Here is an 11,441-nt window from a genome sequence, read left to right as displayed (position 1 = left end):
TGTCGATAAGTTAATCGAGATGTTTACCGGCAAAATACGCAACATCACCAAAACGCTGACCTGGGACCAAGGCGTGGAACTAGCCCAAGTAGACAGGCTGAGCATCGAACGTGGGCTCGCAGTCTACTTCTGTGATCCGCACTCACCCTGGCAGCGTCCTACCAATGAAAACACCAACGGGCTAGTCCGAGACTTCCTACCCAAAGGAAGCGACTTTAGTACCCTGACCGATAAGGGCGTCCAGCAGATTCAAGATCTACTCAACGGGCGCCCCAGAAAAGTCCTCAACTGGTACACACCGGAAGAGAAAATCCAGGAACTATTCAAGTGATGCATCCACCGCTTGAAACCGCCTGAAAAATCAGCCCAACTTTTGGCAACTAGGGCAGTTGTGTCTCTCAGGCCTTGCTCGCGATGAGCGTGAGCACGCGCCGAGCCAGGCTCGGCGCTAGGCCGCGCAGCTTAGCCGCGGAAGGCATACCACTGCACCGAGTTTGCCGGTAGGTGCAGCTGGACGTGGTTGCCTTCGGAGCGCACGCGGTGGGCAAGGTCATTGCCGGCACCTTGGTAGACGGCGTCGTCTGTGTTGATGACCAGCTCCCACTCGCCATCGCGCGGCAACCAGAGGTCATAGTTCGGCACCGAGCTGCCGGAGAAGTTGCACACCGCCAACAGGGCGGAGCCGTCCTTGCCGTAGCGCACGTAGCCGAGCATGTTGTTATTCGAGTCATCAGCCTTCACCCACTGGAAGCCATCCTGCGTAAAGTCCTGGGTCCACAGGGCCGGCTGTTGCTTGTATACCGCGTTGAGGTCGCGCACCAAGCGCTTAATGCCGTGGTGCCACTCGTTGCCCCAGCCCTCCAAGTTGGACCAGTCCACTGAGTGGCCCTCTGCCCATTCGGTGGTCTGGCCAAACTCCTGGCCCATGAACATTAGCTGCTTGCCCGGGTGGGAGAACATGTAGCCGTACAGCGCGCGCAGGCCTGCGGCCTTGTTCCAGTCATCGCCCGGCATGCGCTCCCATAAGGAGCCCTTGCCGTGGACCACCTCGTCGTGGCTAAAGGGGAGCACGTAGCGCTCCGAGTAGGCGTAGACCATGGAGAAGGTGAGCTCGCCATGGTGGTAGCGGCGGTGAATCGGCTCGTGTTTGAAGTACTCCAGGGTGTCGTTCATCCAGCCCATGTTCCACTTCAGGCTAAAGCCCAGGCCGCCCTCATGCGTCGGGGCGGTCACGCCTGGCCAGGAGGTGGATTCTTCGGCGATGGTCAGCACGCCCGGGTGGGTGCGGTTCAGGGTGGCGTTGGTCTCCTGAAGGAACTGGACGGCCTCGAGGTTCTCGCGGCCGCCGTAGATATTGGGCAGCCACTCTTCGCGGGAGTAGTCGAGGTAGAGCATGGATGCCACGGCGTCGACACGCAGGCCGTCGATGTGGAACTCCTCGGCCCAGTAGAGAGCATTGGCCACGAGGAAGTTGCGCACCTCGTTGCGACCGAAGTCGAAGACATAAGTTCCCCAGTCGGCCTGCTCGCCGCGGCGCGGATCCGGGTGCTCGTAGAGTGCCTGGCCATCGAAGCGGCCCAGCGCCCACTCATCCTTGGGGAAGTGTGCGGGAACCCAGTCGACGAAGACGCCGATGCCTGCCTTGTGCAGATCGTTGATGAGGGCGCGCAGCTCGTCCGGTGTGCCCCAGCGCGCGGTAGGCGCGTAGTAGCCGGAGACCTGGTAGCCCCAGGAGCCGCCGAAGGGGTGCTCGGCCACGGGCAGCAGCTCCACGTGGGTAAAGCCGTGCTCCAGAAGGTAGGGGATCAGCTCTTCACGCAAGGTGTTGTAATCGGCGCCCACCTTCCAGGAACCCACGTGGAGCTCATAGACGCTCATCGGGACGTCGAGGTCCGCGTTCCGCTTGCTCATCCACTCCTCATCGCTCCATTCGAAGCTGGAGCGAGCCACCACGGAGGCGGTTTCCGGCGGGGCAATGGTGCGCTTGGCCAGGGGATCGGCTTTATCGATGCGTGGGGAGTTCTTGCCGTGGACGGCGAATTTGTAGCGCTCGCCTTCGCCTACACCGGGGATGAAGACCTCCCAAATACCGGTGGAGCCGAGGCAACGCATGGGGAATTGGGTTGGGTTCCAGCCGCAGAAGTCACCGACCACGGCCACGCCCTCTGCGTTGGGCGCCCAGACAGCAAACGCCGTGCCTTCGACTACTCCCATGTCGGTGGTGTAGGTCTTGAGGTTGGCACCGAGCACTTCCCACAAGCGTTCGTGGCGGCCCTCGCCGATGAGGTGCTGATCCAAGGTGCCCAGGGTGGGTAGGAAGTGGTAGCCGTCCGCTACTTCGGTAGCGGGCTGGCCCGGGTAGGTGATGCGCAGGCGGTAGTCGGCTTCTTCGGCGAGCGGGGCCTCCCAGATATCATCCCCAACCGCGCGCATAGCAATCGTGTCGGTTGCGGTGACGAGCTCGACGGCTTCGGCACCGGGGCGGCGAGTGCGGACGGTACCGTCGTGCCACCCATAGAAATCATGGGGCGCGTGGTGGCGGCAGTGGTTAAGGCGTTCGAGGTCTGAGGCCGGGATGTTCATACTGACCAAATTACCGAACAACGCCCGCTCGCGGGGCAGAAAAGAAACCCCGCGCTACCCGGAAAGGGGGACGGAATCAGCGCGGGGTGGTGAGGGTTTTAAAAGCCTAGGGGCGGTAGTCGTTCACACGGCGCCACGCTATGCGTTCCTGCAGGTCATGGTGGGCCGGCGGGAGGACGAAGATGTGGGCGACGTCACGCAGCGGCTCCAGACGCACGAAGTTACGGTCGGACCACTCGTAGGCAGCTCCACTGATGGTGTCCTGCACCGTGAAGTGATCGCCCGGGTGGCGGCCCACGGCGGCAAGATCCAGGAAGACTGTGGCCTCCTGTGCATTGCGCGGATCCAGGTTGACCACCACGAGCACCACGTTGCCGGTGGTGGGATCAGCCTTGGAGTAGGCAATGATGGCCTCGTTATCAGTGTTGTGGAAGCGCAGCGTGCGCAGCTGCTGGAGGGCCGGGTTCTCGCGGCGGATGACGTTGAGCAGGCGGATATAGGACTCCAGGGAGTCACCAGACTTGACAGCGGCCTGAAAGTCGCGCGGGCGCAGCTCGTACTTTTCCGAATCGAGGTATTCCTCGCTGCCCGGCTTGACTGCTTGATGCTCGTAGAGTTCGAAGCCGGAGTACACGCCCCACAGCGGGGAGAGCGTGGCAGCCAAAGTGGCGCGGATGGCGAACATGGCGCGCCCGCCGGTCTGCAGAGATTCGTGGAGGATATCCGGGGTATTGACAAAGAGGTTGGGGCGGCAGATATCGGCCTGCTCCACGTGCATCTGCGCGAACTCGGTGAGCTCGTGCTTGGAGGTCTGCCACGTGAAGTAGGTATAAGACTGCGTAAATCCAGCCTTGGCCAAACCGAACAGGCGCGGGGCGCGGGTGAAGGCCTCGGAGAGGAAGATGACTTCTGGGTGGGTCACGTGCACCTTGGAAATCAGCCAATTCCAGAAATTGGCGGGCTTGGTGTGCGGGTTGTCCACGCGGAAGGTGGTGACACCGGCCTCCACCCAGATCATGACGATGCGGTAGATCTCCGCGTAGATGGCATCCGGGTCGTTATCGAAGTTGAGCGGGTAGATGTCCTGGTACTTCTTCGGCGGGTTCTCGGCGTAGGCAATGGTGCCATCGGCCAACACCGTGAAAAACTCTGGGTTGGTCTTGGCCCACGGGTGATCCGGGGAGGCCTGCAGTGCCAAGTCCAGCGCTACCTCCAGGCCCAAGTCGGCGGCCTTCTTGACCAGCTGCTTGAAGTCCTCCATGGTGCCCAGCTCCGGGTGCGTGGTGGAGTGATCCTGGATGGCCCACGGAGAGCCCACATCACCGGGCTCAGCCACCACCGAGTTATTGCGGCCCTTGCGGTGCACCTTGCCAATGGGGTGGATGGGCGGGAAGTAGACGGTATCGAAACCCATGGCTGCCACTCGCTCGAGTGCCCGTGCCGTGGTCTTAAACGTGCCGTGCACGGGGTTGCCCTCTGCATCCCAACCGCCGGTGGAGCGTGGGAAGAGCTCGTACCAGGAGTTGTAGAGTGCCTCGGGGCGCTCTACCAGGACCTCGTGAATGTCACCCTCCACCAGCAGGTGGCGCAGGGGGTGGTGGTGGAGGACGTCCGCGACCTCGTCGGACAGCGCGGTGCGCACGCGCTTGTCGACGTCCACCGACTCATCCTTCAGCTCCTTCGCCGCCTGAAAGAGCAGCTCCGCCTTATCGCTCGGGCACTGGATTGCCGCCTCTTCGAAGAGCTCGGCGCCGTGCAAGAGATCGTTGCTGAGCTCTTGTGCGGATTGACCGGTCTCCATCTTCTTGACCACCGCGTTGCGCCAGGTGGACATCGGATCGGACCAGGCGTCAATGCGGAAGAACCAGCGCCCCGCGGTGGCCGGGCTAAACACGCCGTGGACCCGATCCGGGTTCTCCGGGTCCACCGTCATGGTCACGGCGGAGGTAGATGGGGATTCGGTGTTCCACACCGACAGCGTCGCGGCGACGGCATCGTGGCCCTCACGCCACACCAGCGCGGTAACAGGAACGACTTCTCCGACAACGGCCTTCGAGGCTACATTTCCGGAGAGGGAGGGGCGGACATCGTCGATACCAAGGCGTTGTGTCATGCCCATAGAATAATGCAGCTGTGTCAGTTTCACCGGGGAAGGAGGATATCGGCCACAATGGTGCCTGTGAACACTCCAGAGCAATTGAGCCAGCAAGACCCTGAACTGATGGAAACCGACGAGGATTGGTTGATTGACTTCCGCGGCGTCGAGCTACGACGCGGCGGGCGCACGCTGGTCGGGCCCGTCGACTGGCAGGTGGAGCTCGATGAGCGTTGGGTCATCATCGGCCCCAATGGCGCGGGCAAGACCTCCCTGGTGCGCATGGCCGCCGCCGAAGAATTCCCGTCCGCTGGCGTGGCTTTCCTCATGGGTGAGCGCCTGGGCAAAACGGATATGCGCGATCTGCGCGCCGCCATTGGCATCTCTTCCGCTGCCGTCCAGCACCGCATCCCGGACAACGAGCGCGTAGATGATCTCGTTGTGTCTGCCGGCTATGCGGTCCTCGGCCGCTGGCGTGAGGACTACCAAGACATGGATTTCTCCCGCGCCGATGACATCCTGGCTCAGGTCGGCGCATCCCACTTGGCCAAGCGCACCTGGGGCACCCTTTCCGAAGGCGAGAAGAAGCGCGTCATCCTCGCCCGCGCGCTCATGGCGAACCCAGAGCTGCTCATCCTGGATGAGCCCTCCGCCGGCATGGACTTGGGAGGACGCGAGGACCTGGTGGGCTACCTCGGGGACCTAGCACTCGATGCGGATGCCCCGGCGATTGTCATGATCACCCACCACGTGGAAGAAATCCCTTACGGATTTACCCATGCAATGCTCCTGGATGAGGGTAAGGTCGTGGCCAAAGGACTCATTAATTCTGTCCTGACGTCGGAAAACCTCTCCAAGGCTTTCCACCAACCCATCCAGGTGGACCGCATTGGGGAGAGGTACTTCGCCCGACGAGTCCGCTAACCCCTAGCACATAACCCCTAGTACATAACCTCAGTACGCCTTCTCGACGTATACCTCTCGAATTCTGCTCCTAGCTTGCAGACACGGAAAGTTGCATGAGCCAGTCCATCCACGACAGCCTTGATGCCATCGACCCTGGCGAAACCACGGGCTTTAACGGGGCACGCCTGGCCGCTACTGTCCTCTTGTTACGCGATACCGCGGAGGGCTTGCGCGTGTGGATCCAAGAACGCGTGCACACCATGCGTAATTACCCCGGCCACGTTGTCTTTCCCGGCGGCGGTGTAGACCCGCGTGACTTCCCACCGCGTTCTTGGGACTCCGGCGAACTATGGGCGGGCAGCTCGGTGGTCTCCATGGCACGGCGCATGGGCGTAACCAAGTACAAGGCACACGCCCTTGTCTTCGCGGCCGCCCGGGAGCTTTTCGAGGAGGCCGGCACGCTGCTGGCCATCCGCGAGGACGGCTTGGTTTCCGACGCCTCTCGCTACCACCGTGAGCGCGAGCTGTTAGAAACCCACGAGATTTCCTTCACCGAGTTCCTTGAGCACAACGGCATGCGTGTCGACGCCGACATGCTCTTGCCTTGGTCCCGCTGGGCCGGGGAAGACAACAACCACTGGTTCGACACCTTCTTCTTCATCGGTGTACTACCCGAAGGCCAAGAACCCGATGGAGATACAGGCGAAGCCGACGACGCCGGCTGGTTCGACCCACAACTGGTCCTCGATGGCTGGCGCGCCGGGTTGGTGCGCCTAGCTATCCCGACGTGGGCGCAGCTCAAGCGTTTGACCTCCTACGCCACGGTCAAAGAGGTCTTAGATGATGCCTCCTTCTCCGACCTGCGTCCGATTATCGGCGACCCGCGCGATGATGAGCGCTACCGTGAATACTTCACCACTTTCCCTGTCGACCGCATTTAAGTCGGCCTCGCCCGGCATCAACCGATACAGAAGAAACCTGCATGAGCTACACCCTGGACGAAGTTGCCTTCCTACGCGAGAACGCCGCTACGATCGATGCCGCCGCAGCAGACCTGGAAGGGACCAAGAAGGCGCACCTGCGGGACGTCGCCAAGCTGCAGGCCCAATTCGGTAATTATGGCCGCGCCGTAGCCGAGCTGATCCAAGCCCGCAGTTCCGGCAAGCTACCGGGGCAGTGGCTTATGGATCACGACTCCGCCCAACAGGCCACCCCACCCGCAGTGGCGGCTTATCGCGCGCAGTTCCTTCAGGAACGCAACGTGGACTTCGTCCACGACCTCACCTGCTCCATCGGCACCGAAGGCCAGGCCTATCGCCCCGGCGCTTATGTGGGCAGTGACCTAGACGCCTCACGCGTGGCCATGGCGCACCACAACATTGAGCACCCAGTTTTTCGCGCCGATGCTCTAACCACCACGACGACCGCCCAGGTCTGCATCGCCGACCCTGCGCGGCGACAGGGTGGCAATCGCATCACGCGCCTAGACCAACTGCTACCACCGCCAGCAGATCTGCTGGCCACCCACGGCGAGATGGCCATCAAGTGCGCCCCCGGCATTGATCATTCCGAATGGGAAGGCCTGGCTTGCGTGGTGAGCCTCGATGGCGGGGTGAAGGAAGCCTGCCTGTATACCCCGGGCCTGGGAATGGGGAAGAGGGCAGTGGTCCTCAACACCACGCCCGAAGGAATACACACTGACGTCATCGAGGATGACCTCGACGAAAACGAGCTGCCTGAGGCTGGGCCCATGGGGCGCTTCCTCATCGACCCCGACGGCGCCATCGTGCGCGCCGGGCTGGTGCGCCACTACGCCGCGCGGGAAGGCCTGCACCAGCTGGACCCACGCATTGCTTACCTCACCGGTGACCGCCTGCCTCACGGCACGTCCGGATTTGAATTCATCGAGATGGTCCCCATGAAGAAGCTAAAAGCGGCCATGGCGGCCCACGACGTCGGCTCGCTGGAAATCCTGGTACGCGGGCAAGACGTGAACCCGGACCAGCTGCGTAAGAAGCTCAAGCTCAAAGGCTCCACTGCCAAGACACTCGTGGTCACGCGCATTGGAACGAAGGGAGTCGCGGTGTTGTGCGGACCGCGAGTAGTATCGACCGAAGGTAATTACGCACCCTAATAGTTTCAAAATTTACGGAAGGGGAAGTGCCCACATGCCAGTCATTGTGGCTCTGGTCAAGCACGTACCGGATACGTGGTCAACCAAGACCCTCGAGGCGGACCACACGTTGGACCGTACCTCGGTGGATAACGTCATCGATGAGGTCAACGAGTACTCCGTCGAGCAGGCACTGCGCTTGCGCGACGATAACGCCGACGCCGGCTATGAGGTCGTGGCGCTTAGCATGGGCCCGGCTGCTGCCGATGAGGCTCTGCGCAAGGCACTGGCCATGGGCGCAGACCACGCCGTGCACGTGACGGACGACGCCCTCGCCGGCGCCGACGCCCTGGCTACCGCCTGGGTTCTCAACGCCGCCATCAACAAGGTGGGAGAAAAGTTCGGTGAGGTCCAGGTCATCACCCTGGGCAACAACTCTTCGGATGCCTCCACCGGGCTTATCGCTGGCCTGCTGGCTGAGTATCGCCAGCTGCCCGCACTCACGGAGCTCAAGGCAGCCTCCCTGGCCGGCGCCACCGCCACCGGCACCCGCGAGGACGCCCACGGCCACTGGGAGCTCAGCGCTAACCTGCCGGCCATCCTGTCCTTTACCGATAAGGCCGACAAGCCGCGCTTCCCCAACTTCAAGGGCCTGATGGCTGCCAAGAAGGCTGAGGTCACCACGCTCGCCGTGGCCGACCTGGGCATCGACGGCGTGCCGTCCACCACCACGGTTACCGCCTCCGCGCAGCGACCGGCCCGCACCGCCGGTGAGGTCATCACCGATCCTGATCCGGCCGTGGCTGCTGCCAAGGTCGCGGACTTCCTGGCCGCCAAGAATCTCATCGAGGGTTAAAGGAGAAAAGTTATGTCTCACGTTTATGTCCTGGTTGAGCACGAAGCAGAGCAGCTCAGCCCCGTTACCGGCGAGCTGATTACCGCCGCCCGCGCACTCGGTACCGTCTCCGCCGTGGTCGTGGCCAAGGACGCCGCCACCGCAGCTTCCTTCGACGCCGAGCTGGGCAACTTGGGCGCCGCCCAGGTAGTTCAGGCCATCGCCGCGGACTATGAACAGCGCATCGTCACTCCGGAGGTCGACGCCCTCCACGCCCTGGCCGCCAATAACCCGGCGCCCATCGTGCTGGCTGCCACCCCGACCAACAACGAGATTGCTGGCCGCCTCGCTGCCCGCCTGGGCTCGGGTGCCCTGGTCAACGTCGACGGCATCAATGCTGACGGCTCCGCACACCACACCATCTTCGGCGGCTCCTACGAGACCTCCTCCACGGCCACCGGCTCCGTGGTCTACACCCTGCGCCCGGGCTCCGTGGCTGCCGAACCCCAGCCGGTCACCGCGGCACCCGCTCCCTTCGAGCTGCCTGCCGCCACCGCGAAGGACGTCACCGTCACCTCCTTCACCCCGGCGGAGAAGACCGCCCGTCCGGAGCTGACCTCCGCGAAGGTCGTCGTCGCCGGCGGCCGCGGCGTGGGCGACAAGTTCGCCGACGTGGTGGAGCCGCTTGCCGACGCACTCGGTGGCGCCGTCGGCGCCACCCGCGACGCCGTGGACGAAGGCTTCTACGACCCGGCCCACCAGGTGGGCCAGACCGGCGTGACCGTCTCCCCGAAGCTCTACATCGGCCTGGGTATTTCCGGTGCAATCCAGCACACCTCCGGCATGCAGACCTCGGAGACCATCGTTGTGGTCAACCAGGATCAGGACGAGCCCTTCTTCCAGATCGCCGACCTCGGCGTGGTGGGCGACCTCCACGAGATTGCCCCGGCCCTGGTCTCCGAGCTTGAGTCCCGCAAGGGGGCCGGCAACTAATGGCTCGCTACCTCGATTACGCAGCCACCCAACCCATGCGCCAGTGCGCCATCGACGCCTGGGTCGACGCCGCCGGGTCCCTGAACCCCGGCTCTGCCTATGGCTCCGGGCGCAAGGCGCGCTCCGTGTTGGATGACGCCCGCGAGACCGTCGCCGAGCTGCTCGGCTGCGAACCCATCGAGGTAGTCTTCACTTCCTCCGGCACGGAGGCGGATAACATCGCAATCCAGGGTCTTTTCCGTGCGGGGTCGGATACGACACCGCACATCATCTCGACCCCCATCGAGCACCCCGCCGTCCTGGAGACCGTGGACAAGCTCCGCGCTGAGCACGGCGCTACCGTGGACCTGCTCCCGGTTGATTCCACCGGCCACGTCAACGACTTAAGCGCCCTGGACACCCCGGCCGCGTTGGCCACGTGCATGTGGGCCAACAACGAGACTGGCGCTATTCAGCCGGTCGCGGACATCACCGAGCGCGCCGCCGCACAGAACACCCCGGTTCACATCGATGCCGTGCAGGTCGCCGGCAAGCTACCCATCAACTTCCATGAGCTGGGTGCCACCACACTCGCGGCCAGCGCCCACAAGTTCGGCGGGCCCCGCGGGATTGGCCTGCTGCTCGCACGCCGGACCCCGGCGCCTCAACCCATCGCCTTCGGCGGCGGCCAGGAGCGCGGCATCCGCCCCGGCACCGTGGACGTGGCCAGCGCGAGCGCGCTCGCCGCGGCCCTGCGCGAGTCCGTCGCGGAAATGGAGCAGGAGACCTCCCGCTTGAGCGCACTCCGCGACAAGCTCAAGGCCGGTATTCAGGACAGCATCGACAACGTCATCATCAACTCCGCCGAGCCCACCCTGGCTTCCCACCTCCACGTGTCCTTCCCGGGCACGGATGGTGACAGCCTCATCATGCTTCTCGACGCCTCCGGCATCGAAGCCTCCGCCGGCTCCGCCTGCCACGCGGGCGTTAACCGCATGTCCCACGTACTCGAGGCCATGGGAATCGACGAGGAACACGGTCGCGGCAGCCTTCGCTTCAGCCTGGGCCGCCTCACCACCGACGAGGACATCGACGTGGTCTTGGCAGAGCTTCCGGAGATCATTCGCCGCGCCCGTTCGGTCTAAGGGAAGCGCGGTTTCTAATAACTTAGCCGGACACTTCACGTGTCGGCTTAGCAGTTCTTTTTTGATGGAAACTATCTGTTGCGCTTTCCCCAACTCGGCTTATCCTAGGCATGCCGATTAGTTCAGGCTCGCGGAGCTTGGTCGGAAGGTCGTGGAGGTACAGATGACTTCTTCAATAACGTTGTTCTCGCATGAAGGTGCTCGGTTCGCTTTACCGTTTGGCGAAGGTACTATCCGTTTCGGTGACAGTGCTGAGCAGGTGGTAGCGGTTCTCGGGGAACCGGAGAATCACCCGAGTGAAAGCCCCTTGTACTACTCCCAAGCAAGTATTCAAGTTCACATCGGTGACAACGGTGTCGAATTCATTGAGTTCGCGACCAACCCTGAGAAAGACGGTGTCACGGTGGAATGGGAAGGCCATAACCTCTCCCGCATGAACGCCATCGAGTGCGCCGAGCTGTTGAAGAGGCTCAACCACGGGGCGCGGCTTGCTGATGATCAAGCTCCAGAATCCTATGTTTTCGAGAAACTGGGGCTTAGCGTATGGCAACCGTACGCGCTTGTTGATGCCCTTGAGGAACTCGAGGAAGCGCGAGCTGAGGGCACCGAGGGTGAGGAACTCGAATATTTCGAAGAAGAAGCCAGGATGGCAGAGTGCTTTGACTCGATCGGTCTGGTTTCTCGCGACTACATGAACGAATACTTCTAGGCCCGCCTTTCGCCAGACCCACGTCCCGCTCCACGGAGGCCAGCGAGAACGTGCGAAATTATTGCCACGCCCAAGGGCGAACA

10 protein-coding genes are annotated in these 11,441 nt (G+C 62.9%); 8 read left to right on the top strand and 2 right to left on the bottom strand.

What is annotated here, in order from left to right; translation table 11 throughout:
* A partial coding sequence (locus HMPREF2537_RS10530; RefSeq protein WP_168162412.1) for an IS30 family transposase occupies positions 1–331 on the top strand: 331 nt, incomplete at its 5' end.
* A 131-nt stretch (positions 332–462) separates the two neighbouring features.
* Here the strand turns inward: HMPREF2537_RS10530 and glgB are convergent.
* Both glgB and HMPREF2537_RS10520 read right to left on the bottom strand, forming a co-directional pair.
* The gene (glgB, locus tag HMPREF2537_RS10525) at positions 463–2,583 is read right to left on the bottom strand and encodes a 1,4-alpha-glucan branching protein GlgB (RefSeq protein WP_070528715.1); all 2,121 of its coding nucleotides are present in this window, start codon (positions 2,581–2,583) and stop codon (positions 463–465) included.
* 106 nt (positions 2,584–2,689) lie between these two features.
* Positions 2,690–4,696, bottom strand: a complete 2,007-nt coding sequence (locus HMPREF2537_RS10520) for a maltotransferase domain-containing protein (protein WP_070529495.1) — start codon at positions 4,694–4,696, stop codon at positions 2,690–2,692.
* 57 nt (positions 4,697–4,753) lie between these two features.
* On the opposite strand from HMPREF2537_RS10520, the gene HMPREF2537_RS10515 reads away from it, so the two are divergent.
* The 7 genes from HMPREF2537_RS10515 to HMPREF2537_RS10485 all read left to right on the top strand — a co-directional run bounded on the left by HMPREF2537_RS10515 (position 4,754) and on the right by HMPREF2537_RS10485 (position 11,358).
* Positions 4,754–5,602, top strand: a complete 849-nt coding sequence (locus HMPREF2537_RS10515) for an ABC transporter ATP-binding protein (protein WP_070528712.1) — start codon at positions 4,754–4,756, stop codon at positions 5,600–5,602.
* A gap of 95 nt (positions 5,603–5,697) precedes the next feature.
* Positions 5,698–6,525 (top strand): NUDIX hydrolase, encoded by an 828-nt coding sequence (locus HMPREF2537_RS10510; protein ID WP_070447702.1) that lies wholly within the window; start codon positions 5,698–5,700, stop codon positions 6,523–6,525.
* 41 nt (positions 6,526–6,566) lie between these two features.
* Positions 6,567–7,718, top strand: coding sequence for a THUMP-like domain-containing protein (locus HMPREF2537_RS10505; RefSeq protein ID WP_070528709.1), 1,152 nt, complete (start codon positions 6,567–6,569; stop codon positions 7,716–7,718).
* Positions 7,719–7,752: 34 nt separating this feature from the next.
* Positions 7,753–8,553, top strand: a complete 801-nt coding sequence (locus HMPREF2537_RS10500; RefSeq protein ID WP_070528701.1) for an electron transfer flavoprotein subunit beta/FixA family protein — start codon at positions 7,753–7,755, stop codon at positions 8,551–8,553.
* Positions 8,554–8,565: 12 nt separating this feature from the next.
* The gene (locus HMPREF2537_RS10495; protein ID WP_070528697.1) at positions 8,566–9,525 is read left to right on the top strand and encodes an electron transfer flavoprotein subunit alpha/FixB family protein; all 960 of its coding nucleotides are present in this window, start codon (positions 8,566–8,568) and stop codon (positions 9,523–9,525) included.
* Positions 9,525–10,649 carry a cysteine desulfurase family protein gene (locus HMPREF2537_RS10490; RefSeq protein WP_070528694.1) on the top strand — a complete coding sequence of 375 codons (1,125 nt, stop codon included), beginning with the start codon at positions 9,525–9,527 and terminating at the stop codon, positions 10,647–10,649. The genes HMPREF2537_RS10495 and HMPREF2537_RS10490 overlap by 1 nt, the downstream gene beginning before the upstream one ends.
* Positions 10,650–10,812: 163 nt before the next feature.
* Positions 10,813–11,358, top strand: coding sequence for a hypothetical protein (locus HMPREF2537_RS10485; protein WP_141761397.1), 546 nt, complete (start codon positions 10,813–10,815; stop codon positions 11,356–11,358).
* Positions 11,359–11,441 lie beyond the last annotated feature (83 nt).

Origin of the sequence: Corynebacterium sp. HMSC074E01 (assembly GCF_001808885.1) — a bacterium.
Taxonomy (GTDB): Bacteria; Actinomycetota; Actinomycetes; order Mycobacteriales; family Mycobacteriaceae; genus Corynebacterium.
Note: the sequence above shows the minus strand (reverse complement) of the source record. Positions and strands in the feature narration are given on the sequence as shown.